The 26551-nt window shown below is 61.2% G+C and carries 25 protein-coding genes; 20 read left to right on the forward strand and 5 right to left on the reverse strand.

The window, feature by feature from the left end; translation table 11 throughout:
- The 16 genes from WA157_RS13655 to rquA all read left to right on the forward strand — a co-directional run.
- A partial coding sequence (locus WA157_RS13655; RefSeq protein ID WP_422621486.1) for a hypothetical protein occupies window positions 1–610 on the forward strand: 610 nt, incomplete at its 5' end.
- A complete protein-coding gene (locus tag WA157_RS13660) occupies window positions 607–2058 on the forward strand; it encodes a UDP-N-acetylmuramoyl-tripeptide--D-alanyl-D-alanine ligase (protein ID WP_422621487.1) in 1452 nt (483 codons plus the stop codon). The genes WA157_RS13655 and WA157_RS13660, both read left to right, overlap by 4 nt.
- A complete protein-coding gene (gene mraY / locus WA157_RS13665) occupies window positions 2048–3226 on the forward strand; it encodes a phospho-N-acetylmuramoyl-pentapeptide-transferase (protein WP_422621488.1) in 1179 nt (392 codons plus the stop codon). The genes WA157_RS13660 and mraY overlap by 11 nt, the downstream gene beginning before the upstream one ends.
- 2 nt (window positions 3227–3228) lie before the next feature.
- Window positions 3229–4749 carry a UDP-N-acetylmuramoyl-L-alanine--D-glutamate ligase gene (murD, locus tag WA157_RS13670; RefSeq protein WP_422621489.1) on the forward strand — a complete coding sequence of 507 codons (1521 nt, stop codon included), beginning with the start codon at window positions 3229–3231 and terminating at the stop codon, window positions 4747–4749.
- On the forward strand, window positions 4746–5981 hold the full coding sequence (ftsW, locus tag WA157_RS13675) for a putative lipid II flippase FtsW (RefSeq protein ID WP_422621490.1): 1236 nt from the start codon (window positions 4746–4748) through the stop codon (window positions 5979–5981). Before murD ends, ftsW begins: the two co-directional genes overlap by 4 nt.
- Window positions 5982–6064: 83 nt before the next feature.
- A complete protein-coding gene (gene murG / locus WA157_RS13680) occupies window positions 6065–7144 on the forward strand; it encodes an undecaprenyldiphospho-muramoylpentapeptide beta-N-acetylglucosaminyltransferase (protein WP_422621508.1) in 1080 nt (359 codons plus the stop codon).
- Window positions 7141–7782: a hypothetical protein gene (locus WA157_RS13685; RefSeq protein ID WP_422621491.1), complete on the forward strand. Its 642-nt coding sequence runs from the start codon at window positions 7141–7143 to the stop codon at window positions 7780–7782. The genes murG and WA157_RS13685 overlap by 4 nt, the downstream gene beginning before the upstream one ends.
- Window positions 7779–9212 carry a UDP-N-acetylmuramate--L-alanine ligase gene (gene murC, locus WA157_RS13690; protein WP_422621492.1) on the forward strand — a complete coding sequence of 478 codons (1434 nt, stop codon included), beginning with the start codon at window positions 7779–7781 and terminating at the stop codon, window positions 9210–9212. The genes WA157_RS13685 and murC overlap by 4 nt, the downstream gene beginning before the upstream one ends.
- The gene (locus WA157_RS13695) at window positions 9209–10249 is read left to right on the forward strand and encodes a D-alanine--D-alanine ligase (RefSeq protein WP_422621493.1); all 1041 of its coding nucleotides are present in this window, start codon (window positions 9209–9211) and stop codon (window positions 10247–10249) included. Before murC ends, WA157_RS13695 begins: the two co-directional genes overlap by 4 nt.
- A complete protein-coding gene (locus WA157_RS13700) occupies window positions 10246–11031 on the forward strand; it encodes a cell division protein FtsQ/DivIB (protein WP_422621494.1) in 786 nt (261 codons plus the stop codon). Before WA157_RS13695 ends, WA157_RS13700 begins: the two co-directional genes overlap by 4 nt.
- Before the next feature lie 26 nt (window positions 11032–11057).
- Window positions 11058–12287: a cell division protein FtsA gene (gene ftsA, locus WA157_RS13705; RefSeq protein ID WP_011465693.1), complete on the forward strand. Its 1230-nt coding sequence runs from the start codon at window positions 11058–11060 to the stop codon at window positions 12285–12287.
- A gap of 147 nt (window positions 12288–12434) precedes the next feature.
- Window positions 12435–13688 (forward strand): cell division protein FtsZ, encoded by a 1254-nt coding sequence (gene ftsZ, locus WA157_RS13710; protein WP_011465692.1) that lies wholly within the window; start codon window positions 12435–12437, stop codon window positions 13686–13688.
- A 78-nt stretch (window positions 13689–13766) separates the two neighbouring features.
- Window positions 13767–14549 carry a transglycosylase domain-containing protein gene (locus tag WA157_RS13715; protein WP_422621495.1) on the forward strand — a complete coding sequence of 261 codons (783 nt, stop codon included), beginning with the start codon at window positions 13767–13769 and terminating at the stop codon, window positions 14547–14549.
- Between the two features lie 265 nt (window positions 14550–14814).
- Complete coding sequence (locus WA157_RS13720; protein WP_422621496.1) at window positions 14815–16656, forward strand: hypothetical protein; 1842 nt, start codon at window positions 14815–14817, stop codon at window positions 16654–16656.
- A 263-nt stretch (window positions 16657–16919) separates the two neighbouring features.
- Window positions 16920–17468, forward strand: a complete 549-nt coding sequence (gene ruvC, locus WA157_RS13725; protein ID WP_422621497.1) for a crossover junction endodeoxyribonuclease RuvC — start codon at window positions 16920–16922, stop codon at window positions 17466–17468.
- Between the two features lie 156 nt (window positions 17469–17624).
- On the forward strand, window positions 17625–18374 hold the full coding sequence (gene rquA, locus WA157_RS13730) for a rhodoquinone biosynthesis methyltransferase RquA (RefSeq protein ID WP_422621498.1): 750 nt from the start codon (window positions 17625–17627) through the stop codon (window positions 18372–18374).
- A 74-nt stretch (window positions 18375–18448) separates the two neighbouring features.
- Here the strand turns inward: rquA and WA157_RS13735 are convergent, their stop codons facing one another.
- The 5 genes from WA157_RS13735 to WA157_RS13755 are packed head-to-tail and all read right to left on the reverse strand — an operon-like array spanning window position 18449 to window position 23495.
- The gene (locus WA157_RS13735; RefSeq protein WP_422621499.1) at window positions 18449–18625 is read right to left on the reverse strand and encodes a hypothetical protein; all 177 of its coding nucleotides are present in this window, start codon (window positions 18623–18625) and stop codon (window positions 18449–18451) included.
- 16 nt (window positions 18626–18641) lie between these two features.
- The gene (gene lpxC, locus WA157_RS13740; protein ID WP_422621500.1) at window positions 18642–19565 is read right to left on the reverse strand and encodes a UDP-3-O-acyl-N-acetylglucosamine deacetylase; all 924 of its coding nucleotides are present in this window, start codon (window positions 19563–19565) and stop codon (window positions 18642–18644) included.
- 28 nt (window positions 19566–19593) lie between these two features.
- Complete coding sequence (gene aroE / locus WA157_RS13745) at window positions 19594–20430, reverse strand: shikimate dehydrogenase (RefSeq protein ID WP_422621501.1); 837 nt, start codon at window positions 20428–20430, stop codon at window positions 19594–19596.
- Between the two features lie 39 nt (window positions 20431–20469).
- Entirely contained in the window at window positions 20470–21327 is an 858-nt protein-coding gene (locus WA157_RS13750) for an energy transducer TonB (RefSeq protein WP_422621502.1), read from the reverse strand.
- Window positions 21324–23495 carry a ribonuclease catalytic domain-containing protein gene (locus WA157_RS13755; protein ID WP_422621503.1) on the reverse strand — a complete coding sequence of 724 codons (2172 nt, stop codon included), beginning with the start codon at window positions 23493–23495 and terminating at the stop codon, window positions 21324–21326. Before WA157_RS13755 ends, WA157_RS13750 begins: the two co-directional genes overlap by 4 nt.
- 133 nt (window positions 23496–23628) lie before the next feature.
- On the opposite strand from WA157_RS13755, the gene WA157_RS13760 reads away from it, so the two are divergent.
- The 4 genes from WA157_RS13760 to WA157_RS13775 all read left to right on the forward strand — a co-directional run bounded on the left by WA157_RS13760 (window position 23629) and on the right by WA157_RS13775 (window position 26349).
- On the forward strand, window positions 23629–24117 hold the full coding sequence (locus tag WA157_RS13760; protein ID WP_422621504.1) for a low molecular weight protein-tyrosine-phosphatase: 489 nt from the start codon (window positions 23629–23631) through the stop codon (window positions 24115–24117).
- Entirely contained in the window at window positions 24114–24941 is an 828-nt protein-coding gene (locus tag WA157_RS13765; protein ID WP_422621505.1) for an isoaspartyl peptidase/L-asparaginase family protein, read from the forward strand. The genes WA157_RS13760 and WA157_RS13765 overlap by 4 nt, the downstream gene beginning before the upstream one ends.
- Before the next feature lie 192 nt (window positions 24942–25133).
- The gene (locus tag WA157_RS13770; protein ID WP_422621506.1) at window positions 25134–25907 is read left to right on the forward strand and encodes a hypothetical protein; all 774 of its coding nucleotides are present in this window, start codon (window positions 25134–25136) and stop codon (window positions 25905–25907) included.
- 100 nt (window positions 25908–26007) lie between these two features.
- On the forward strand, window positions 26008–26349 hold the full coding sequence (locus WA157_RS13775) for a hypothetical protein (RefSeq protein WP_422621507.1): 342 nt from the start codon (window positions 26008–26010) through the stop codon (window positions 26347–26349).
- The last annotated feature ends 202 nt before the right edge of the window (window positions 26350–26551 follow it).

Here is a 26551-nt window from a genome sequence, read left to right on the forward strand (position 1 = left end):
TTTTTCCCCCACTCACTCCCCCAACCCGGGTTTTTGGGGTCAGAGCCCAAATTCGCCGAGCCGACGGCTCGCCCAAAGGGAGCGGCGCCATGCGCCGCAGCGAAATTGGTGTCTGACCCCAATAACCCAAAGAGGGGAGCTCCATTTGGCCGCGTGTTTGAAGGTGGGAAATCTGGTGCACCACGGCACGCTGGCCTCCAAATGGCCGCAACATATTGACGGGCTGTGTAAGTCAATTTCCACGCCGCGCCAGCGGGCTTTGAAGTGCTTGCAGCAGATCGAAAAGCCACTCAATCAGTTTGATGGCAACGTGCCCATGCGCACCTTTTTCCCACCTTCAAACACGCGGCCAAATGTGGCTGTTAGCTCCCTTTCCGCCCCGGCGGGGGTGGAGAGGGTTGGGGTGAGGGGGGGGATACAACGCAAAAAAATCAAGAATGCTGCAGATAACCCGTTTGGTAATTCAAACAACGACGCCCCCTGCGTCCAAAAAGTACTGCAAAAACAAGAGCGAACTACCCTTGTAGGACGAGGGCTAGAGGCCAAAAAACTTCAAGACATGCTGGCAATAGCGCAACTCGTCGCGGCGAGTCGGGAGCTCACACGATGATGACCTTGCAGCAGGCCGCCTCCTGGCTCGGCAACGCACGCCTGGTCAATGCGAACGGTACAGATGGCGCGGACGTCCTGATTGAACGCGTGCATACCGACACCCGCACGCTCGCGCCGGGTGACCTGTTTGTGGCCTTGCGCGGTGAGCATTTTGACGCCCATGATTTTCTGGTCCAGGCCAAGGCGCAAGGTGCGGTGGCGGCCGTTTGCCAAGCCAGCGCGGCCGGTGCAGGCGGCGACGTCGAGGCCAAATTGCGCGCTGTTGGCCTGCCCGGCTTGCTGGTGCCCGACACCAAACTGGCGCTGGCGCAACTGGCCACCCAGTGGCGCGCCCAGTTCACGCTGGCGCTGATCGCCGTCACCGGCAGCAACGGCAAGACCACGGTGACGCAGATGATTGCCGCCATCCTGCGCGCCTACAAGCCGCAGGCGTATCTATCCACGCAGGGCAATTTGAACAACGACATCGGCGTGCCGCTCACTGTGCTGCGTTTGCGCCGCCAGCACGAAATCGCGGTGGTTGAGCTGGGCATGAACCATCCCGGTGAAATTGCGACGCTGGCTGCCATTGCCCAGCCCACCGTGGCGCTGGTCAACAACGCGCAGCGCGAGCACCTCGAATTCATGGCCACCGTTGAGCGGGTGGCGCAGGAAAACGGCTCGGTCATTGACGCGCTGCCGGCGCACGGCGTGGCGGTGTTCCCGGCCGACGACACCTATAGCCCGCTGTGGGCGGCCAAAGCCGGGTCGCGCGTGGTCATGCGGTTTGGCAGCGCCGCCGATGGGGTTGGCGCGGCGCAGGTGCGTTGTGTGCAAGCCGACTGGCTGGGCGCCGCCTGGCAGGTCGCGGTCAGCACGCCTGCGGGCGCCTTGCAGTACACCTTGCCGATTGCGGGCTTGCACAACGTCAAGAACTCATTGGCGGCGGTGGCTTGTACCTTGGCGGCTGGTGTCCCTCTGAAGCACATTGCCCGTGGCCTGTGTGCCTTTGAGCCGGTCAAGGGACGCTCGCGCGCCCTGCTGATCCAGATTGGCGCGCGCCAGATCACGCTGGTGGACGACAGCTACAACGCCAACCCGGATTCGGTGCGTGCCGCCATTGACGTGCTGGCCAGTTTGCCGGGTCCACGTTTGCTGGTGCTGGGCGACATGGGTGAAGTGGGGGACCAGGGGCCGCAGTTTCATGCCGAGGCCGGCCAACATGCCCGCGCGCTGGGCGTCGAGTCCTTGTTCACGCTGGGTGAGTTGTCAGCCGCTGCCGCGACCAGTTTCGGCGCCGGCCGCCATTTTGCCGACAGCCAATCGCTGCAGGCGGCGGTGCTGGCCGAGCTGCCGCGCATCGGCAGCGTGCTGGTCAAAGGCTCACGTTTCATGAAGATGGAACGGGTGGTCGAGGCCATTCTTCATCAGACCCAACCAGACAAGGATGCCGATCATGCTGCCTAGCCTCGCCCAGTGGTTGCAGACGCTGTCGCCTGAATTCGGTTTTCTGCGGGTCTTTCAGTACCTGACGTTTCGTGCCGTCATGGCCGCCTTGACGGCGCTGCTGATGGGTCTGGCGGCGGGGCCGTTCGTCATTCGCCGCTTGACGGAACTCAAGATTGGTCAGCCGATTCGCGGCTATGGCATGGACTCGCATCTGAGCAAGAGCGGCACGCCCACCATGGGCGGGGTCCTGATTCTGCTGTGCATTGCCATTGCCACCTTGTTATGGGTTGATCTGAGCAACCGCTTTGTCTGGATCGTGCTGCTTGTCACGCTCGGATTTGGCGCGATAGGCTGGGTCGATGACTGGCGCAAGGTCGTCAACAAAGACCCGGAGGGCATGCGCTCGCACGAAAAATATTTCTGGCAATCGTTCATTGGCCTGCTGGCCGCCCTGTATCTGGTGTTCAGCATTTCGGAGAGCTCCAATATGCGCGTGCTGCAGCTTTTTTTCAGCTGGGTGCAGTCGGGCTTTGATCTGAATTTGCCACCCAAGGCCGGGCTGATGCTGCCGTTCTTCAAGGAGATCAGTTATCCGCTGGGCGTGCTCGGCTTTGTCATCCTGTCCTATCTTGTGATTGTGGGCGCCAGCAACGCGGTGAATCTGACCGATGGTCTGGACGGTTTGGCCATCATGCCGGTGGTGCTGGTGGGCAGCTGCCTGGGCATTTTTGCCTACGTGACGGGCAGTGCGGTGTATTCCAAATACCTGTTTTTCCCGCACATTCCAGGCACGGGTGAGTTGTTGATTTTTTGTTCCGCCATGTCGGGCGCGGGTCTGGCCTTCTTGTGGTTCAACACCCATCCAGCCCAGGTGTTCATGGGTGACGTGGGCGCCTTGGCCCTGGGGGCAGCCTTGGGCACGGTCGCGGTGATCGTGCGCCAGGAAATTGTGTTGGCCATCATGGGCGGCGTTTTTGTGGTGGAGGCGCTGTCGGTCATGTTGCAGGTGAGCTGGTTCAAGTTCACCAAAAGGCGTTCCGGCCAGGGGCGGCGTCTGTTCAAGATGGCGCCCTTGCACCATCACTTTGAGAAAAGCGGCTGGAAAGAAACGCAGGTCGTGGTGCGTTTCTGGATCATCACCATGCTCCTGTGCCTGGTCGGCCTGTCCACCTTGAAGCTGCGGTAACCATGAACGCGCTGCAAGACCAACACGTGCTGATTCTGGGCCTGGGTGCCTCGGGCCTGGCCATGGCGCGCTGGTGCGCGCGCTCTGGCGCGCGGGTGACGGTGGCCGACACGCGCAGCGCGCCACCGCAGCTGGCCGCCTTGCAACGCGAGTTGCCAGCGGCCCGGTTCATCAGCGGTGCCTTTGACGCAGCGCTTGTCGTGGGTACCGATGTGCGCGCGGTGTTCAAGAGTCCAGGTTTGTCACCGCTCGATGTCGCTGCAGTTATAGAAGCTGCTCAAGCAATTGGCATAAGGGCTACAGGCGAATTAGGCTTGTTTTCTGAAGCACTGGCTGACTTGAAGGCAACGCAAAATTACACGCCCAAAGTGCTGGCCGTCACAGGCACCAACGGCAAAACCACCGTCACCGCGCTGACCGGACTGCTGGTGGAGCGCGCTGGCAAAAGCGTCGCGGTGGCCGGCAATATCGGACCGACCTTGCTTGACACGCTGATCCAGCATCTGGAGGCCGGCACACTGCCCGAAGTCTGGGTCATCGAGTTGTCGAGCTTTCAACTGGAGGGTGAAACAGGCTTCGAGCCCAGCGCCGCTGCGGTGCTCAACATCACGCAAGACCATCTGGACTGGCATGGCAGCATGGCGGCTTACGTGGCCGCCAAGGCCCATGTTTTTGGCGCGACCGGCCTGATGATTTTGAACCGGGAAGACCCCCAGGTCATGGCGATGCTGCCAGAGCCGGTGCGGGTCAAGCTGCAACGCCCCCAGCTACGCGCCCATGTCACCTTCGGCGCTGACCTGCCGCGACGTCCGGGCGACTTCGGACTGGAGCAGGTCAACGGCATGCTGTGGCTGGTGCGCGCGTTGGAGGCCGACGAAACGCTCAAGAATCGCAAGGGTGAAACGCCCGAGCTGTTTCTGCAGCGCCTGATGCCGGCCGACGCCCTGCGCATTCGCGGCCGCCACAACGCAGTCAACGCATTGGCGGCGCTGGCATTGGCTCAAGCCGCCGGCTGTGCGCTGGGTCCGATGCTCTACGGCCTGCGCGACTACCGGGGCGAGCCGCACCGGGTGACGCCGATTGGCATCTTCAATGAAGTGGAATTTTTCGACGACAGCAAAGGCACCAATGTGGGCGCGACGGTGGCGGCGCTCGCCGGCCTGGGGTCCGAGCGCAAGGTGATCGTCATCCTGGGTGGCGAGGGCAAGGGGCAAGACTTCGCGCCGCTGGTCGATCCGGTGTCGCGCTACGCCCGCGCCGTGGTGCTGATCGGGCGCGACGCGCCGCTGTTGCGCGCTGCGCTGCAAGCCACCCACGTGCCGCTGCTGGAGGCCGAGTCGATGGCGCAGGCAGTCGCGCTGGCCAATGCCCAGGCGCACGCGGGCGACGCGGTGCTGCTGTCGCCAGCCTGTGCCAGCTTTGACATGTTTGACAACTACGAGCACCGGGCCCAGGTGTTCGCGCAAGCGGTGGGCGAGCTCGCCATCGCCGCCGGGGCGGCGTGGGAAGGTGCTGCGCCATGAAGAAATGGTTTTACGCGCTGACCGGGCCGGTGGGCGATTCGCTGCCGGTGCGCCTGGGCGCCACCCGGCGCGCCGCCACCGGCAGTGTTCCGACACCGGTGCTGGGCTTTGACCAGGCGCTGGTCTGGGTGACGGTGGCCTTGCTGGCCTGGGGCTTGGTGATGGTTTATTCGGCCTCGATTGCGATGCCGGAAAACCCGCGCTTTGCCCGCTACACCCACAGCTATTTCCTGGTCCGCCACGCGATGTGGCTGGTGATGGCCTTTGTCGCCGCGCTGCTGGCGTTTCAGGTGCCGCTGGCGACGTGGGAAAAGTCCGCCGGTTGGTTGTTTGTGCTGTCTCTGGTCCTGCTCGCCTTGGTCCTGATTCCGTATGTGGGCAAGATGGTGTATGGCGCCCGGCGCTGGATTTCGCTCGGGCCTTTGAGCTTTCAGCCGTCCGAACTGGCCAAGCTCACAGTGCTGCTGTATGCGGCCGATTACATGGTGCGCAAGATGGACGTGAAGGAGCACTTTTTCCGCGCGGTGTTGCCCATGGGGGCGGCGGTGGCGGTGGTGGGCGTGCTGCTGCTGGCCGAGCCGGACATGGGCGCGTTCATGGTGATTGCCGTGATTGCGATGGGTATTTTGTTTCTGGGCGGTGTCAATGCCCGCATGTTCTTTCTGATCGCCACCGTGCTGCTGGGGGCCTTCATGATGATGATCGCCTTCAACGACTACCGGCGCGCGCGCATTTTTGCCTACCTGGATCCCTGGAGTGAAGAGAATGCGCTGGCCAAGGGCTACCAGCTCACCCACTCGCTGATCGCCGTGGGGCGGGGCGAGATCTTTGGTGTCGGTCTGGGCGGCAGTGTTGAAAAGCTGCACTGGCTGCCCGAGGCCCACACCGATTTTCTGCTGGCCGTGATTGGTGAAGAGTTTGGCCTGGTCGGTGTGGTTTTCGTCATTGGCCTGTTCCTGTGGTTGACCCGGCGCATGATGCACATCGGGCGCCAGGCGATTGCGCTGGATCGGGTGTTTGCCGGCCTGGTGGCACAAGGCGTGGGCATCTGGGTGGGTTTCCAGGCCTTCATCAACATCGGCGTCAATCTGGGTGCGCTGCCGACCAAGGGCCTGACGCTGCCGCTGATGAGTTATGGTGGCTCCGCCATTCTGATCAATCTGGTGGCGATTGCCGTGGTGCTGCGCGTGGACCACGAGAACCGCCAGTTGATGCACGGAGGGCGGGTATGAATTTGGCCCCCACGCTCGCCACTGCGTGTGCTTCGCTGCCCCCCGAAGGGGCCCTCGCGCCTAGGGGCGGCCCGTCGGCGCTCATGACCCAAGGTACTGCCCTGATCATGGCGGGCGGCACGGGCGGCCATATTTTCCCTGGGCTGGCACTGGCGCATGCCTTGCGCGAGCGCGGCTGGCGCGTGCACTGGCTCGGTGGCGCCGGCACGCCGAGTCAGCCGAGCATGGAAAGCCAGTTGGTGCCGCCACAAGGCTTTGCCTTCGAGTCGATTGATTTTTCCGGTGTGCGCGGCAAGGGCCTGGGCACCCTGGTGCGCTTGCCTTGGCGTCTGTTGCGCGCCTGCTGGCAGAGCGTCGCCCTGCTGCGCCGCGTCCAGCCTGATGTGGTGTTGGGCCTGGGCGGCTACATCACCTTGCCTGCCGGGCTGATGAGTGTGCTGCTGGGCAAAACACTGATCTTGCATGAGCAAAATTCAGTCGCCGGCATGGCCAACAAGGTGCTGGCCCGATTCGCCACGCGGGTCTTTACCGCGTTTCCGGATGTCTTGCCCCACGGGCACTGGGTCGGCAACCCCCTGCGCGCCGCGTTCCTACAGGTCCCTGATCCTGCCACCCGGTTTGCCGGTCGCGCGGGGCCGCTCAAGCTGCTGGTGCTGGGCGGCAGCCTGGGCGCCAAGGCCTTGAACGACATCGTGCCGCGCGCACTGGCACTGCTGCCAACGCAGGCGCGTCCCATCGTCACGCACCAAAGCGGCGCCAAGCAGATTGACGCCTTGCGTGCCAACTATGCCAGCGCCGGGGTCCAGGCCGAACTCACGCCGTTCATTGACGACACCGCGCAAGCCATGGCCGGGGCCGACCTGGTGATCTGCCGCGCCGGCGCCAGCACCGTGACCGAGATCGCCGCAGTCGGTGCGGCCGCCCTGTTTGTGCCATTTCCGTCGGCCGTGGATGACCACCAAACCAGCAACGCCTGCTTTCTGGTGGATCAGGGTGCTGGCTGGCTGAAACCCCAGTCAGAACTGAGCCCCGAATGGTTGGCCGATATGCTACTAAAAGCAGAGCGTACTATGCTTATGGGACGGGGGCTAGAGGCTAAAAAGCTTCAAAAACTTGACGCGACAGACAAGATCGTCGCGGCTTGCGAGGAGTTGGTTCGATGATGCAATCTTTTGGTTCGTTCCCGTTGGCTTTGCCTGCCCAGCCTATTGCAGGATTCGTTGGGATTCTTGGCTTGTCTGAATGTGCTGCGGTCGACGGGGAAGGATTTGTTTCTTGCTATTTTTCCCCCACTCACTCCCCCAACCCCTCTCTCGCCCCGCCGGGCGAAAGAGGGGGGCTCCATTTGGCCGCGTCAGTGAAGGTGGGAACTCTGGTGCACCACGGCGCGCTGGCCTCCAAGTGGCCCCAAAGTATTGACGGGCTGTGTAAGTCAATTTCCACGCCGCGCCAGCGGGCTTTGAAGTGCTTGCAGCAGATCGAAAAACCGCTCAATCAGTTTGATGGCAGCGCGCCCATGCGCACCTTTTTCCCACCTTTGAAGACGCGGCCAAATGTGGCTGTTAGCTCCCTTTCCGCCCCGGCGGGGGTGGAGAGGGTTGGGGTGAGGGGGGGGATACAACGCATAAGAAACAAGAACGCTGCTGATAACCAGTTTGGCAATTCAAACGACGATCATTGCGTCCAGAAAATATTGCAAAAACAAGAGCATCCAAGGCATATAGCACGGGGGCTAGCGGTCAAAAAGACTCAAATAATTAGCCGATACCCTCAGACCGTGATCAAGGAGCTGACCGTATGAAACACGCGATCAAACACATTCACTTTGTCGGTGTCGGCGGTGTTGGCATGTCCGGCATTGCCGAAATCTTGCTGAATCTGGGCTACACCATCTCCGGCTCGGACCTGGCCGACAGCGCCACCTTGCAGCGCCTGGCCAGTTTGGGCATCCAGACCTATGTGGGCCACGAGGCGGCTCACGTGGCGGGCGCCGATGCGGTGGTCACCTCCACCGCCGTGCAGGCCGACAACCCCGAAGTGCTGAGCGCGCGCGAGAAACACATCCCGGTGGTGCCGCGCGCCGTGATGCTGGCCGAGCTGATGCGCCTGAAAACCGGCATCGCCATTGCCGGCACCCACGGCAAGACCACCACCACCAGCCTGGTCGCCAGCGTGCTGGCCGAGGCCGGGCTGGATCCGACCTTTGTGATTGGCGGTCGCCTCAACAGTGCCGGCGTCAACGCGCGCTTGGGGCAGGGCGATTACATCGTGGTCGAGGCCGATGAGTCCGACGCCTCGTTCCTGAATTTGTCGCCGGTGATGGCGGTGGTGACCAATATCGACGCCGACCACATGGAGACCTATGGCCATGACTTTGCTCGCCTCAAACAGGCGTTTGTCGATTTTCTGCACCGCATGCCTTTTTACGGCACCGCCATTTTGTGCACCGATGACCCTGCCGTGCGCGACATCGTGCCGCAGGTCACCTGCCCGATCAGCAGCTACGGTTTTGATGAAGGCGCTGAACTGCGCGCCGTGAATGTGCGCGCGGTGGAGGGGCAAATGCATTTCACGGTGCAGCGGCGCAATGGCGTCGTGCTGCCCGATCTGGATGTGGTGCTGAACCTGGCTGGGCGGCACAACGTGCTCAATGCCCTGTCGGCGATTGCCGTGGCGGTGGAGCTCAACATAGAGGACGCAGTGGTGCAAAAAGCCTTGGCCGGCTTCAAAGGCGTCGGGCGGCGTTTCCAGCGTTATGGCGAGGTCAGGGCCCAGGACGGCGGCACGTTCACGCTGATTGACGACTATGGCCATCATCCGGTCGAGATGGCGGCCACGCTGGCGGCGGCGCGCGGGGCTTTTCCGGGTCGGCGTCTGGTGTTGGCGTTCCAGCCGCATCGTTTTACCCGCACGCGCGACTGCTTCGAAGACTTCATCAAAGTCATTGCGCAGGCTGACGCGGTGTTGCTGGCCGAAGTTTACGGCGCCGGTGAAGCTCCGATTGTGGCGGCCGATGGCCGCAGTCTGGCGCGGGCGCTGCGTGTGGCGGGCCGCATCGAGCCGGTGTTTGTCGATGACATCGCCGCGATGCCGCAGGCCATTGCGGACAACGCCAGGCAGGGTGATGTGGTGCTGTGCATGGGCGCCGGCTCGATCGGCGGCGTGCCGGCCAAGGTGCTTGAGTTGCTACAAATTTTAGAGCTATTACCGCAGGAAGGACGTGGGCTATGAGTCAAATTGACATAAATGACGGCGCGAGCCAGCAGCACGCCGGGACGACCCTGGGCGGTGTGGCGGCAGGCCTGGGCAAGGTGGCGGTGCTGATGGGTGGCGCGTCGGCAGAGCGTGAGGTGTCGTTGATGTCCGGGCAGGGGGTGCTGCAGGCGCTGATTTCACAAGGGGTTGATGCCCATGCGTTTGACCCAGCCGAGCGCGACCTGGCCGAGCTCAAGGTTGAGGGTTTTTCACATTGCTTTATTGCCTTGCATGGCCGCTTTGGTGAAGACGGCACGGTGCAGGGCGCGCTTGAACTGCTCGGCATCCCGTACACGGGCTCCGGCGTCATGGCCTCCAGCATTGCCATCGACAAGGTCATGACCAAGCGCATCTGGCGCAGCGAGGGACTGCCGACGCCCGAGTGGCGGCAGGTCGACAGTGCAGCGGCCACGAGCGAAGCCTTCGCCGCGCTGGGCAGCCCGATGATTGTGAAGCCCGACCGGGAAGGCTCCACCATCGGCCTGACCAAAGTCACGCAAATAGAGCAGTGCGCCGAAGCCTATGCCCTGGCCGCCCGGCATGACGCCATGGTGCTGTGTGAGCAGTTTGTCAAAGGCGATGAGGTGACGATTCCCCTGCTCGGGTCGGGCGCTGGCGCCCACGCGCTGCCGGTGATCCGCATCGTGGCGCCGGATGGCAACTACGACTACCAGAACAAGTATTTCACCGACACCACGCAATACCTGGTGCCCGCCAACCTGCCGGCAGGCGAAGAAACCCGCATTCAACAACTGGCGCTCAAGGCCTACCAGGTGCTGGGATGCCGGGGCTGGGCCCGTGTTGACGTGATGATCGACGCCCGCACGCGCGCGCCCTTTTTGCTGGAAATCAACACCTCGCCCGGCATGACGCCGCACTCACTGGTGCCCATGGCGGCCAAGGCCGCTGGTGTCAGCTACCCTGCGCTGTGCCTTGAGGTGTTGCGCCACGCCACGCTGGACTATGCCGCCACCGGTGGCGACGCCCGGCAAACCGCCACGGTGCCGGCATGAAAATCTCGCTGCCCGCGCCGCTGGATGTGAAACTGATGAATCTGACGGCATCTGTTTTGTTCTTGGCCCTGGCCTTGCTGCTGGTGAGCGCCGGGGTGCTGTGGGCATCGCGGCACCAGCTGTTTGCCATTCGGGCCATCGCGGTGACGGGCGAGGTGACGCACAGCAATGCGGTGACGCTGCGCGCCAATGTGGTCCCGCGCCTGAGCGGCACTTTCCTGACGCTGGACCTGACGCAAGCGCGAAAGGCTTTTGAGTCGGTGCCCTGGGTGCGCCAGGCCGTGGTCCATCGCGACTTTCCCAACCGCCTGCGGGTGCAACTGCAGGAACACCAGGCGGTGGCCTACTGGGGCGCGGAGAGCGAGTCCCGGCTGCTGAATAACTTTGGTGAAGTGTTTGAAGCCAACCTCGGCGAGCTTGAGCAAGATAATCTGCCGCGCTTGAACGGCCCGGACGGTCATTCAACCCAGGTGTTGGCCATGTACCAGGCCTTGCAGCCGCCTTTTGAATTGATGGACCTGGGCCTGGAACAGCTCGAACTGACCCCGCGCGGGGGCTGGCGCGCGCGCCTGGACACCGGTGCGGTGATCGAACTCGGTGGTGGCCTGGGCCCTGAGGTGCTGGCCCGCACGCAGCGCTTCCTGCAGACGCTGACCCAGGTCACGTCGCGTTATGGGCGCAAGCCCGAGGCGCTGGAAACAGCTGACCTGCGGCATCAAGACGGCTATGCCATCCGCCTGCGCGGTGTCAGCACGCTGGCGGTGGCTTTACCCAAGAAATAGCGGCAATACAAGCAACAGGTGAACCTATGGCAAAAGAATACAAAGATCTGGTAGTGGGCTTGGACATCGGCACTGCCAAAGTGATGGTGGTGGTGGCCGAGGTGCTGCCCAATGGCGCGCTCAAACTCGCCGGCCTGGGGGTGGCGCCCAGCAACGGCCTCAAGCGTGGCGTGGTGGTCAATATTGATGCCACGGTGCAAAGCATCCAGCAGGCGCTCAAAGAAGCCGAATTGATGGCCGACTGCAAGATCACCCGCGTCTACACCGGTATCACCGGCAGCCATATTCGCGGCATCAATTCGCATGGCATGGTGGCCATCAAGGACCGCGAAGTCAGCGCCGCTGACGTGGCGCGGGTGGTGGAGACCGCCAAGGCCATCAACATTTCGACCGACCAGCGCCTGCTGCTGGTGGAGCCGCAGGAGTTCATCATCGACGGCCAGGACGTGAAAGAGCCGGTTGGCATGAGTGGCATCCGGCTGGAGGCCAAAGTGCACATCGTGACCGGCGCCCAGAGTGCGGCCGAGAACATCATCAAGTGCGTGCGCCGCTGCGGCCTGGAGGTCGAGCAACTGATGCTCAACCCGCTCGCCAGCAGCCTGTCGGTGTTGACCGAAGATGAACGGGAGCTGGGCGTGGCGCTGGTCGATATTGGCGCCGGTACCACCGACATCGCCATCTTTACCAACGGTGCCATTCGCCACACAGCGGTCATTCCGATTGCGGGTGATCTGATCACCAGCGACATTGCGATGGCATTGCGCACACCGACCAAGGACGCCGAGGAGATCAAGGTCGAGAGCGGCTACGCCAAGCAGCTGTTGGCCGACCCCGAAGCCCAGGTTGAAGTGCCGGGCCTGGGCGACCGCGGCCCGCGCATGCTCAGCCGCCAGGCGCTGGCCGGCGTCATCGAGCCCCGGGTGGAAGAGATCTTCTCGCTGGTGCACCAGGTGATGCGCGAGTCGGGCTTTGAGGAAATGCTCTCCAGCGGCATCGTGCTCACCGGGGGCAGCTGCGTCATGCCCGGCATGGTGGAACTCGGCGAAGACATCTTCTTGAAGCCGGTGCGCCGTGGCATTCCCAAATATTCAAGCGCGCTGGCCGACATGGTGGCGCAGCCGCGCGCTGCCACCGTCATGGGTCTGCTCGAAGAAGCGCGCATGGCGCGCCTGCGCGGCTTCAAGGTGGCACAAAAAAATGGCTCCATGAAAAACGCGTTCGGTCAGGTCAAGGACTGGTTTGTGGGGAACTTTTAGCCATGAATACCCAACTCTGGTTAGCCCGGGCCGGCCCCCCTGGACGCAAGCGATGGCGATGGCGACCCTCGGAGCCGCCCGCGCGATCCGCCAAGAATTTGAACAGTTTCAGCAATATCCAACCCATTGAAATCCAAGGAGCAAAAAATGCCTATCGAAATGATTGAAGAACAAGCCTTTAACCTGGGCACCCAGATCAAAGTGATCGGCGTCGGCGGCGGTGGCGGCAACGCGGTCGGCCACATGATTGACTGCGGCGTGCAAGGCGTGGAGTTCATCTGCGCCAACACCGACGCGCAGGCCCTGAGCCGCAGCGATGCACACAAATGCATCCAGCTCGGCACCACCGGCCTGGGCGCTGGCAGCAAGCCCGATAAAGCGCGTGAAGCCGCGGAAGTGGCGGTTGACGACATTCGTGCCGCCATTGAGGGCGCCAACATGCTGTTTATCACCGCCGGTATGGGCGGCGGCACCGGCACCGGTGCGGCGCCGGTGATTGCGCGTGTGGCGCGTGAAATGGGCATTTTGACGGTCGGCGTGGTCACCAAGCCCTTTGACTTTGAAGGCGGTCGCCGCATGACCAATGCCGACAGCGGCCTGGTCGAGCTCGAAGCCAATGTCGATTCGCTGATCGTGGTGCTGAACGAGAAATTGCTCGACGTACTGGGCGATGACGTGACACAGGACGAGGCCTTTGCCCATGCCAACGATGTGTTGAAGAACGCCGTCGGCGGCATTGCCGAAATCATCAACGTGCCGGGCCTGATGAACGTCGACTTTGAAGACGTGCGCACCGTCATGGGTGAGCCTGGCAAGGCCATGATGGGCACCGCCATAGCGGCCGGGCCGGATCGGGCGCGCATTGCGGCGGAGCAAGCCGTGGCCTGCCCGCTGCTCGAAGGCATCGACTTGTCGGGCGCCAAGGGCGTGCTGGTGCTGATCACGGCTGCCAAAGGCTCTCTGAAACTGTCAGAGTCCAAGCTGGCCATGAACACCATTCGTGCCTACGCCTCACCGGACGCCCACGTGATCTACGGCACCGCGTACGACGATGAGCTGGGCGATGAAATCCGCGTCACCGTCGTGGCCACGGGCCTCTCGCGCCAGGGCGTGCGACGCACCGCGCCGCCGCTGCAGGTGCTGCGCACCGGCACCGACAATGTGCCGTTTCAAGTGCCCAGCTTCAATCCGGCCGGCACCAACGGCAATGTCTCCGCCATGATGCCCAACGGTTCGGGCAATGCGGGCCGGGCGCAGCCCGACTACAACGCCATGGCCACGCCCAGTGTCTGGCGCCGGCCGCCGGACCGCACGCAGGCCGCAGCCAAGGTGGACGCGCTGGCCAGTGGCGGCATGGACGACTTCGAGATTCCAGCTTTCTTGCGCAAGCAGGCGGATTGAGGTCTCAAAAAAGGTGCTGGTCGTGTTGGCTTTGATGGGGCCTGCTGCCCCGGTGGGGCAGGCGCAGCAGGACGGGCGATGAAGCCTGTGTTGCGTTGGCTCGGTCTGGTGGTGGCGGCGCTGCTGGCGCTGCAACTCTATTTTGTGGTCCGTATTGCCGCCATGACGCTGGTGGACCCGCAGTCCACCGCCTTTGAGCGCTCGCAGGCGTGGCGCCAGTGGCATGACAAAGGCAGTTGGCGCTGGCGTCAGCAGTGGGTGGCTTACCCGCAGATCGCCGACAACCTCAAGCGTGCGGTGATCGCCGCCGAGGACGATAGTTTTATCTACCACGACGGCGTGGACTGGGACGCGCTGGAGAAGGCCTGGCAAAGAAATGCCAAGGCCGAGGCGTTAGCGGCCAAGCAACAGGCCGCCCAAGCCGCCAAAGCGCCAGCGACCCAGAAAAGAGCCGCAGCGCCGACGACAAACAAGCCACGGGCCCGGACCGTCAAGGTTGTCGGCGGCTCCACCATCACGCAGCAGCTGGCAAAAAATCTGTTCCTGTCGGGCGAACGCACCCTGCTGCGCAAAGGCCAGGAGTTTGTCCTGGCCCTGCTGCTGGAGGCCTTGCTCAGCAAGCAGCGCATTCTGGAGATTTACCTCAACAACGTGGAGTGGGGCGAGGGCGTCTTTGGCGCCGAGGCCGCCGCGCAGCACTACTTTCGCAAACCGGCGTCCAAATTGAGCGCCTATGAAGCCGCGCGCCTGGCCGTGATGCTGCCGCGACCCAAGTATTTTGAAAAATTGCCCAACTCCAGCTACATCGCCGGACGTGCCAACGTGATTGTCAACCGGCTGAACAACGCTGAACTGCCCTGATGCCGTTGCACCCTGCTGGCCAGCTTGATTTCCCTCGCGACGGCAAGACAAGTGCATTTTTGGTGTGCTGTCTGGCGTTGGTGGTGCAGAGCTGCATGATTCCCAACACCTGGCCGCGCGCCCATTGGTAGCGATTAAACCGTGTAGAAAACAAGAACTCCTGACGGTGCCCCTAGCTGTTACTTGAATACGGATCAAAACATCCCTACACTACTTATGGTCTTGTGTCGATTTAGGATCTTTTTATCAACTTAAGGATTTCATCATGGTAGCTTCGAATTTCAAGGTGCTTGCAGTAACCGGTGCGGTTGCCAGCCTGTTTTTGGTGGGTTGCGGCGGCGGTGGTGGTTCAAGCGCTCCCGCAGCTCCTTCTACGCTGCTCTCCGGTACCGCTGCTGGCGGCGCAGCAGTTATTGGTTCGGTCATCGTGACGGACAGCAAAGGGGCGACCAAAAGCGGTCTGATTGAAGCTGGCCACTATTCGATCGACGTTAGTGGCATGACCGGCCCCTTTGTGTTGAAGGCGGCGGGTACGGTGGGCAATACCAGCGTTACCTACTATTCCGCGGCCACCGTTGCGGATGTCGGCGGCACGGTCAATGTCACACCTTTTACCAACCTGATTGTGTCGAACATTGCCGCCCAGATGGCCGAGAACTATTTCAAGGACGGCGCCCATTCCGACCAGATCGGCACCCTGATTACGCCTGCCAACCTGGTCGCCGCCGAAACTGCGCTGCAGGCCAAGCTACAGCCGGTACTCGCGGCCATGGACATCAACGAGAACATTGACCTGTTGCGGTCTACGTTCGCGGCTGATCACTCCGGCATGGATGCCGTTTTGGACCTGGTCAAGGTCGAGGTCGATCTGACCACCAATATCGCCACACTCAAGAACGCACTGACGCTGGCTGTCATCTCCACCGACAATGCCACCCTGCCCACGGATGACAATACCAAGGTGGATGAGACCAAAATAGCAGAGATCACCCCCACGGCAGCGACTGATTTGCAGGCGGTCGTTGCCAAACTCAATGGTTTTGCCGCCTTGTTTGCGACCGGCCTGCCAACTCCCGCCGTCATGGAGGCCAGTGGTGTGTTCGACGCCTCCAGCAACTTCATGATGAGTGGCCAAACGTTTGCTCAGTTTGCATCTGAACTTTCCACAGAGCCAGGCGCTGTCGGTTTGAAATTCAGCAATGTGGCCATTAAGCTTGATGCGTCGGGTACCTCTGGCATGCTGACGGCCGACATCAGTTCCAATTCCGCTGATTTCGGCGAAAAAATTCAGCTGAAGATGGTCAAGGTGAATGGCGTCTGGCAAGTACAAGGCGACGGCATGATCGCTAATGTCTCGATCTATGCCCAGGCCAGCCGCAATGAATGGATTACCTTACCGTCAGCGATGCAGCCATCGGGTTCCAACGGTCAATCCATGCAAAGCGGAATCAATATCTGGATAGATCCATTCGCCTACAACAGCACACCGGGCCACACAGCCGTCGTTTCGGCACTGGTCACCGGACCGGGTCTGGGCAGCGGCATCACCATGGTTCAAGATGTCAAAAATACGTGGCTGAAGCTGTCCAACTCCATGTACAGCGACAATCTGGTGCCTGAATGTGCGGCAACCGTTACAACCCAGTGTGTCAACATTGCGCAAGCAGTCGATAACAGCGAATACACCATTGTTCTGAAGGACGGCAGCGGCAACGCCCTCAATGGAACGGGTTACAAGTTGCATCTGCCCAAACAGCCCTACGCCACCAGCGCGCTCACAGACGCGATGTTCCCGAGCATCGCATCCATCACGATTGATGGAAGCCCACTCACCCCAAGCACGGTCATCGCCAACAAGAGCGTCGCCATAGGCTGGACAATGCCAACAGGTCTTCAGTCCAAGGATATAAATGTTTGGGCGAATACAACAACCGGCGATGCCTACGTGCGGGTTGAGAAAAGCCTCTCGCCTACGGCCACCAGTGCCTTGATTGGCTTGGGTAGCCCAATGGCAACCGGGACGGTTAGCAGTGCAGGGGTCTGGCTCCAGGGGATAGATGCCTTTGGTCGCCGTTTTGGTCTGTCCAAGTCAGTGCAGAGCCAATAAGAGTCGCCGACTCAGTAGGTTTAGGTGATCTGCGCCCCGCAAGGCAGTTGTGCTTGCGGGGCGTTTTCAATGGACTCCGCGGGCGAATTCAACCTTTGAGCAAATGACATACTCTGCCAAAGAACAACGCCTCGTTCTCGTAAGGATTCGCCTTGACCATGCTCGTGCGTTTGATGATATGGCCTACCAACGTTTTGTGCCAAATTAGCCTATAGCCCCCGTCAAATAAGCGTAATCAGCTACCAAATTAATAACAATAAGAAATGAGAATCCTCGGCATTGACCCCGGCTTGCGCACCACCGGCTTTGGTGTGATTGACGTCGCGGGCGCTGACTTGACCTACGTTGCCAGCGGCACCATCAGCACTATGCATCTGGACAAGGGCCAGCTGCCGGCGCGGCTCAAGGTGCTGTTTGATGGCATCCGTGAGGTGGTGGCGCGCTACCAGCCTGAGTGCGCCTCGGTCGAGATCGTATTTGTCAACGTCAACCCGCAATCCACCCTGCTGTTGGGGCAAGCGCGTGGCGCCTGCATCACGGCGCTGGTCTCCGGCGATTTGCCGGTGGCTGAATACACCGCGCTGCAAATGAAACAGGCGGTGGTGGGCTATGGCCGCGCCGACAAAAGCCAGGTTCAGGAGATGGTGCGTCGCCTCCTGGCCCTGCCGGGTCTGCCCGGACCGGACGCCGCCGACGCGCTGGGGCTGGCCATCACGCACGCCCATGCGGCCAAGGCCCTGGCCCGGCTGGCGCAAGCCGATGGTGTGATGGGCGCGGGTAGCGGCAAATACAAGGCCGGGCGCAGTCGCTGATCTTGATATACATTTGGGGCGCGGCAGGCATTGTGATTTCCATCGTGACCTGCCGTCTTCGTTTCCGAGGCATTTTCCTCTGACCTGTTTCAACCCGCTCGTCTTCGAACGGGGCTTGAATTCCCCTGGTGGGGCTTTGTTTAAGGTTGACTATTTGTGAGTCCCAAAGAATTTCCAAAGTTAGCCGACGCTGAACCGGCATTGGCCGTGCTGCAGGCTGAATCTTCGTTTGCAGCGGTGCCGGTTCCCAAATATCTGCAGGAAACCTATTGGTGGGCTTACGTGCATCCGAACGCTGTGCGCGTGTTTGAGCGCCAGTGGCTGGTGAATCTGATTTTGTGGGGCAACTTTGCCCGTCTGCGCGACGCGGCCCTGCATGAGCTGGGCACCGTGATCGATGGCAAGGTCTTGCAGGTGGCCTGCGTCTACGGCAACTTCACCGAGTACCTGGTCAAGCGCCTGGGCCCGAACGGCCACCTGGACGTGATTGATGTGGCGCCGGTACAGATCACCAATCTGCACACCAAGCTCAAAGACAGCCGCCAGGTCACGGTGCAGCGGCAGGACTCCACCGACATGCAGTTTGAAGACGCCAGCCGCGACGCCGTGGTGGTGTTTTTTCTGCTGCACGAGCAACCGGTCGAGGCGCGGCACAAAACCATCGCCGAGGCCTTGCGCGTGACCAAACCCGGCGGCAAGCTGATTTTTGTCGATTACCACCGGCCTGTTGCGGTCAATCCGTTTCGCTACATCATGGTGCCGATTCTGACCACGCTGGAGCCGTTTGCAATGGACATGTGGCGCGGCGAAATCACCGACTGGCTACCCGCCGACATCCCGGTGGCCAAGGTCGAAAAACAGACCTTTTTTGGCGGCCTGTACCAAAAAGTGGTGGTTACGCGCTGAAGAGGGACAAGGCGCTGGACCGTGCCAGCTATTGCCTTGCCTTGCCTTGCCAGGGCGGGCCTGCCGCCCGCTGCTCAGGCCAGCCGTTGCACGATCAACACGGCAAAGAAGCCAAAGCCGGTCAGCAGCACCCATTTGAGGATCAGCAAGCCGTAGCGTTTGAAGCGTGGCTCACCGGTGAAGGCAAAGAATGCAAACGACACGATGGCGCCCAGCAGCAGCAATAAGATGAGCGTTCGGGCCAACACCATGGTGCAGGACTGAGCCTTACCAGGCCGGTGCCAGTTGCGCAAAGCCGCGGGGCGCGCGCTCGGCATCTTCAAAAGTGACCACTTCCCAGGCATCGGTGCGCCTGAGCAACTCGCGCAGCAGCAGGTTGTTGAGGGCGTGGCCGGAACGCCGCGCGCTGTAGTGCGCCAGCAAGGGCTTGCCCAGCAGATAGAGGTCGCCCATGGCATCCAGGATTTTGTGCTTGACGAACTCGTCGTCGTAGCGCAGGCCTTCGGCATTGAGGATTTTGTAGTCGTCCATCACGATCGCATTGTCCAGGCCGCCGCCCAGCGCCAGACCCTTGGCTCGCATCATTTCCACGTCTTTGGTGAAACCAAAGGTGCGGGCACGGGCGATGTCCTTGGCATACGAGCCGCTGCTCATGTCAAATACCACGCGCTGGCCGGTGGCGTCCACCGCCGGGTGGTCAAAGTCAATCTCAAAACTGAGCTGGTAGCCATGGTAGGGCGACAGGCGGGCCCACTTTTCAGTCGCGCCGCTGCCTTCGCGCACTTCCACCGTCTGGGTCAGCCGGACAAAACGCCGTGGTGCGCTTTGCATCACGATACCAGCGCTTTGCAGCAGAAACACAAAGGAGGCGGCCGAGCCGTCCAGGATCGGCACTTCTTCGGCGGTGATGTCAACATACAGGTTGTCCACGCTCAAACCGGCACAGGCCGACATCAAATGCTCGACCGTGTGCACCTTGACGTTGCCACTGGCAATGGTGGATGCCATGGTGGTGTCAGAGACGGCGGTGGCCGAGACGGCAATCTCCACCACCTGCGGCAGATCCACCCGGCGGAACACGATGCCGGTATCAGGCGGCGCCGGCCGCAGGGTGATTTCGACGCGCTGGCCGCTGTGCAGACCCACGCCAACGGCGTGAGTCAGAGATTTGAGGGTTCGTTGTTGCAGCACGGGCTGATTTTACCAAGGCATCCCTGTTTCAGGCTTGCATGACGGCGCGCAATTCGGCCAGTACCTGCTGCGCGGGCGGGCGCACACCACGCCAGATCAAAAAGGACTCGGCCGCCTGCCGCACCAGCATGCCCAGGCCGTCGCGTGGCAGCGCGCCGTGTTCACGCGCCCAGGTCATGAAGCCTTGGGCGGCAGGGCCATACATCATGTCGTAGGCCAGGCCGCCGGGCCTCAATGTGCTACTCGGCACCGGCACACCGGCGCCGCTCAGGCTACTCACCGTGGCGTTGATGACCACATCAAAACTACCCTGCAGCCCTTGCAGATCATGCGTCAGTAGCTCTGTTTTTTGTAGCGCTGCCAGCGCCGCATGGCGCTCAACCAGGGCGGTGGCTTTCGGCAGCGTGCGGTTGACCACGGTGATGCTGGCCGGTCGCGCCAGGATCAGGGGCCCGAGCACGCCCGCGGCAGCACCGCCGGCGCCGATCAGCAGCAGGCGTCTGCCCTGCAGGTCAACCCCCGCGCCCTGCTGGATGTCGTCGACCAGTCCGGCGCCATCGGTGTTGTCCGCCACGATCTGGCCCTGCTGGAACGTCAGGGTATTGGACGCCTGCGCCAGGGTGGCCCGCTCGCTGGTGTGGGTTGCCAGCGCGGCGGCTTCAAATTTGAATGGCACAGTGATGTTGCAGCCGCGTCCGCCCTCTTGGATGAAGGTCTGCACCGCCAGCGCAAAGCCGTCCAGTTCAATCTGACGTCTGCCATAGTGCATGGCCTGCCCGGTCAGTTCGGCAAAGCGGGCATGAATCCAGGGTGAGCGGCTGTGGGCCACCGGGTTGCCCATGACGCAATAAAGATCGAGAGACATGGTTGAGCTGTTTGGCCTGTGAGTTGATTTAACCGGCATTCATTGGGCTGTGAGCCGGGTTTCCAGTGTCTCGTCGCGGGTGAACTTGAAGGCCGAGATCACCACGATCTGGTCGGCCCGGCGACGCATGGCGGCGGAAAAGGCGCCAAACGGCGCCGCACTGCGGGTAATGGCCTCAGCGCGCCGGTCCAGGGTCCGGTTGCCCGAGCTTTGCTCGATCCGGGTTGTCAGAATCTGCCCGTCAAAATTAACGGTAACCGACATGACCAGCTCGCCATACAGCTTCTTGCCCGCCAGCTCGGGGAAGTTCTGTGTGCCCTTGTCTTCGATCGCGCGGCGCAGATGGTCGTAGTAAATGGCGTACACCGCTTCCCGCGTGGCCGGGCTGATGTAGCGTTTTTTGGGGCGGGCGTTTTCCTGGTTGATACGCCGCTCAATCTCGGCCAGCAGTTTGATCAACTGGCGGCGTTTCTGTTCGCGCTCGGCGCGCTCGGGCGACGCGCTGGCCTGGCGCGGGTCGGCGGGCGGCAGGGCCGCCAGCATGCTTTTCACCTGAGCCAGCAACAGCGTCTGTTGTTCCTGCAGGTTTTGCAGTTGGCGCTGCGTTTGATCTTCCGTGTCGTCGCCCATTTCCGAGATCAGCGCGGGCGGCAGCGGGCTGGTGGCGCGGCCGCGCTCGGCGTCGCCGCCACCGGCCATGTTGGCCTGGGCAATGGCGCGTGCCTTGTCGGGGCGCTCCTGGGTGCGCGCATTGACCAGAATGACTTCCAGCGGGGTGTCTTCAAACACGCGGTTGAAGGCCTGCGGGTCCACAAAGCGCACCGTCAGCAGCGCGGCGTGCACGGCAATCGAGGCGCCGAGCGCCAACTGCAGCGGGCTCAAGGATGACAGCTTCACGGGGCAGGGTTGTCGGCGGCGGCCTGGGCCGGGTTGCTGCCATTTTCAAGGCTGTCGGCGGCGGGCTCGCTCATGTCAACGGCAATGGCAATCGGGCCGGCAACCGTGAGGTCGTCTTCTTCATCGGCCTCGATCTCGGCCTCGGTCTCAAGCGGCAGGTCAAGCCGCTCGATCACGGTGCCATGCACGTCCAGCGACACCTCGTCAATGTCACCGAGCTTGACCCGCACCCGGGCCCCGCGCGGCAAGCCCTGCGCACCCATCACCGGCAGCACCAGCGGCAGGTGGTCGGCGCGCACCAGGTTGTCCTTGAACAGCGTGGCTTCAATTTCGACAATGCCTTGCTGCTGCACGTATTTGAGCGTCCAGAAGCGCTCCATCGCGCCCTGAAAGCTGTTGTAGGCAAAGTAGGCGGCATCAAAGCCGGAAATGATTGAAAACAGCTCGGCGTCTTTGGGCTTGAAGGGCGCGGCCAAGGCGGCGGTTTTACCGTGGCGGGCGCAGGCAATGATTTGCCACTGGTTGACCAGGTCGACGTAACGGCGCAGCGGCGAGCTGCTCCAGGCATAGCTTTTGACACCCAGGCCGGCATGGGGCAAGGAGCGGGTGCCCATGCGCACCTTGACGCCCGGCAACATCGAGGCCTGACTGCGGTAAATGCCGGGCACACCCAGCTCCGCCATCCAACTGCCCCAGGTGCTGTTGGCCAGAATCATGGCCTCGGAGACGATCAGGTCCAGCGGCGCGCCGCGCTGGCGGGTGCTGATCTGCACCTGCTCGGTGCCCTGCGGCTCGGCCCCGTCATTGCCCAAGTATGTCGCCCCCACGCTCGCCACTGCGTGTGCTCCGCTGCCCCCCGAGGGGGCTTGATCGCCTTGGGGCGGCCCGGCGGCGATCAGCTTGAAGTTGTAATCGGGCCGGTTGAAGTTCTCCGGTTTGCCGCGCACCACTTCGCGTTTGGCTTTCAGGTCATTCGCCAGGCGGTATAAAAATGAGAGCTGCTCACGCTTATGCTGTAAGGGCTGGGGGTCCATTTCATGCATAAAGCTGGGGTCTTCCAGCCATTCGGTGGTGACGATGGCGTCCAGCTGGTCATGGCGCAGATTGGCGCCGATGTGCACCCGCTCCAGTTGCGTCTCGGTATTCTTGATCTCCAGCGTGGCTTCGTCCAGCGTCACATACAGCGACACCGCCGGGCAGTCGCGCCCCTCCATCAAGGTGTAGTTTTGCACCACCTCGTCGGGCAGCATGGTGATCTTGTAGCCCGGCGTGTAGACGGTGGACAGGCGGTTGCGGCCCAATTGGTCAATCGGGCTGCCGGGCTGAAACGCCAGCCCGGGCGCCGCAATGTGGATGCCCAGCCGCACGGTGCCGGTGCCCAGGCCCTGCACCGAGAGCGCGTCGTCAATTTCCGTGGTGGCCGAGTCGTCAACTGAAAACGCCCGCGCGGGTGACAGGGGCAACTCGTCCTTGATCAGCGGCGCATCGATCTTGGCAAAACCCACGCCCTTGGGGAAGTTCTCCAGCAGGAAGCGCTTCCAGTGAAACTGGTACGGTGAATCGATGGCACCGGCTTTGATCAGCAACTCCAGCGGCCCCAGGTGCGTGGCGCGCGAGGCTTCCACCACGGCCTTGTACTCGGGCGCGTTTTTGTCGGGCTTGAACAGGATTTTGTAAAGCTGGTCGCGGATCGGCTGCGGGCAATTGCCCTGGCTCAGCTCGGCGACCCACTGCTCGGTTTGCTGCGCAATCAGCTTCTTTTTCTCGATCGCGGCCAGGGCCAGGGCGATGATGTCGGCCGGGGCCTTGCGAAAACGCCCCTTGCCCGCGCGGCGAAAGTAATGCGGCGCCTCAAACAGGCGCACCAACATGCCGGCCTGTTCGCTTAAGGTCGCCTGCAGTGAAAAATAGTCGCGCGCCAGGTCGGCAAAGCCAAATTCTTCCTCGGGCGCAAACTCCCAGGCCAGCTCCAGCTCGATCGTCTGGCTGAGCGCCTGCGCCTCCAGCACAAACTGCGCTGGTGTTGGTTTCTCAAATTTAAGCAAAAAGTTGGCGGCCTTCACCTTGACCCGCTTGCCGCTGTCCAATTCCACCTGCGCAGACGTATCCGCTTCAGACAGCACCCGACCGGCCATAAATTTTCCGGCTTCTTCAAAGAGTAAAAACATGGGCGTGATTGTCACAGCAAATCATGAAAGGGCTTGCGGCTCGTCCAGCAGTAGCCACCAAAGTCACGCGCTTCGGTGGTGACGATTCTGCCGGACAATCGCTACCACAACCACCTAACAGCCCTTTTTCCACATGAGCACGTATTCAATACTCCTTGTCTGCACTGACAACCTGTGCCGCAGCCCAACGGCTGAGGAAGTCCTGCGCCAGAAGGCGATCCAGCATGGGCTGACTGATCAGGTGACTGTGGCTTCGGCGGCAACCCATGACTTCAACACGGGAGAGCCGATCGACTTTCATGCACAGAAACACGCGATGCGCCGGGGTTATGACCTCTCCAGTCTCAGAGCACGGCTGTTGCATGCGGATGACTTTGAACGATTTGATCTGATTCTTGCGATGGAAGAGAGCAATCTGCTGCTGCTGCGCCTGAGCTGCCCGCAAAAATACCATGACAAGCTTCACTACTTCACGCAATATTGCAGCGACCCGGCCAGCCAGGATGTGCCTGATCCGTTCTACGGCCAGCCGCAGGACTTTGAGCATGTGCTCGACCTCATTGAGGATGGTTGCGAAGGTGTTCTCATGGCGGTGAAAGAAGAGATCGATCATGACGATTGAATCCAAAGCCGTCATCGCCATCTTTTAACGCCGGCGACGGTGCCGTTTTCACCCACGAGGGAACGCACGAACTCGATGCAGCCATCATGGACGGAGCGACCTTGCGCGCCGGTGCCGTGGCGTGTGTGAGTCGGGTGCGCCGGCCCCTGCGTGCCGCCCGTGCCGTCATGGAGCGCAGTGAGCATGTGCTGTTGGTGGCGGCAGGCGCGGAGGCTTTTGCACAAGCCTGCGGCCTGGAGTTGGTTGACCCCGTGTTTTTCTCTACCGACGCGCGACGCACACAACTGCAACACGCCCTCTCGGCTGACAAAAGCATGATGGATCATGACGGTGCCGCCCTGGTGTTTCGTGCGTCAAGCACGTTGGCAGCGCCACTGCTTGAGAGCAGCAAGCTGGGCACCGTTGGCGCGGTTGCGCTTGATCGTCATGGCAACCTGGCCGCTGCAACGTCAACCGGCGGCATGACCAACAAGCGTTGCGGTCGCGTCGGTGATTCGCCCCTGATCGGCGCTGGCACGTATGCGGACAACCGCACCGCCGCCATTTCTTGCACCGGCACCGGCGAGGTGTTCATCCGAGGCGTTGTCGCTTATGACATTTGCGCCCGTATGGCCTATGGGGGCCAAACGCTGGAGGTTGCGGCGCACGAAGTGGTCATGAAAACCCTAGCCGCCCTTGGAGGCAGAGGCGGTTTGATCGCGGTTGATGCCCAGGGTCACCTGAGCTTTCCGTTCAATACGGAAGGCATGTACCGCGGTCATGCCCGCCTTGGAGAAGCGCCGCAGACTGCTATTTTTGTTGAGGGTCATGCCCGAATCAAATGATCAACTGCCGTCACTCGAAGACTTGTTGGTCAGTTATTACCGCGCAGCGATGAGTGTTCGGCGAATGCTTTCAACGGTCTGATATCGGCCTTGCCGACATTGGTTTTTGGAAGGCATCGGACAGCAGTGCAGCGGCAGCGGTCAGTCGAAGTGCCCCTCCAATTTCAAAACTGGCTTGTTTGAAGCCTAGAATTGAAAAAGAACAATCTGCGGGGTTTGTCGGAATTCTTATATCTGCAAATAATCCGAGAAAACCACGAAAACCAAGGCTACAAGCCACTCTCAGGGCGAATTCATGACCAGAATATGGAGCAAGGTCCAGTATATGGAGCAGGTTTTGCTCAATGCACTACGTTAGCACTCATGCCCAAGGATCGAACTCTCTCCTCGCCTAATCGAATGGTTTGGGAACTATTCCAGGCCCTGAGGCGCCTCTGTACTCGGCTCACCGAAGCACACGCCTCGCAAGACGAATCTGCGCTACGGCAAGACGCTGCAATTTGCGTCATTCTGGCAGTGCAATGCGTCGAGGTATTTTTCAACGTCTATTTCCAAGTTCTCATCAGCGAATCTACCTACGCCCATGCAACAGGGAAAATTTCGGCCGATCTCGAAAAAAAGCAATTTGGGCTAGACGGGAAAATCAAAGACTGGCCATGCCATGTGTTTGGGAGAAAGCTGGCTCTCGATAAAGGTGCTGGTCAAAAGTTTGTCGCATTAAAAAATCTTCGGCACTCGCTTATGCACTTCAAAAGCTCCCACGAAACTTTCTCTGTCACCGGAGTGGCGATACAAGGGTTGGCAGATGCCAGCGCCTATGAGTCACTGTGCGCTAAATCCGCAATCGACGCACTACAAACAGCAGAGGCATTTCTCTGCGAGGTGTTTACGTTGCAAGGCATTACCCCGGAAAACTTACCGCATGCATTGCATTCTTGGACGGGTAGGCCACCCGTTGAGGGCTAACCCATCCATCACACGGACTGGCGCGATAAGGCCGCGCCAGCCGGTTATGTCAAACGTTAGAGACACCACCACTATTAATTACCATCACTTCCGATTACCTATGGAAACCGTCATTACCGTTGCTGCTCTCTGTATCGCCATCTGGCAATTGAAACTTCAGCGAGATGAGATTCGCAGGAGTAGCCGCGTGAATTCATTGATCCACATCGCCGGTCTGCTGCGCGACAAAATTCAGCATCACGAGCAAATCATTGAGAGCCTAAAGTTGAAGAAGAACGACTGGACCGGGCATGCCCATCGGGTTAACAGCGAACTTCGCCCGCAGCTGTCGAGAATCAATAACGAACTCATTGAATCCATCTCCCCACATGCGGGCAATATCGACGTTCAAGGCATTCGCCAAGCACTAAAGTTGAATGGCGAGCAAGGCGCTATCCAATAGGCGATGGCCATGTATTCTTTGTGCGCCGTGCCGTCTAACATTTCGTTCGAGGCGACCTGCGCAAAAAGCCGCGCAGGCGCCTCAACTCCACATTAGGTATCCTCGTCGTAAGCGCGCGGTGAACCCATCTTGAATTGAACCCTCCCGTCTTGCAAGATCGTGTGCACGCAACCCATCGTGCACACCATGCTCAAAGAACCAG

The sequence above is a fragment of the Rhodoferax ferrireducens genome (assembly GCF_049302455.1).
Taxonomy (GTDB): domain Bacteria; phylum Pseudomonadota; class Gammaproteobacteria; order Burkholderiales; family Burkholderiaceae_C; genus Rhodoferax; species Rhodoferax ferrireducens_B.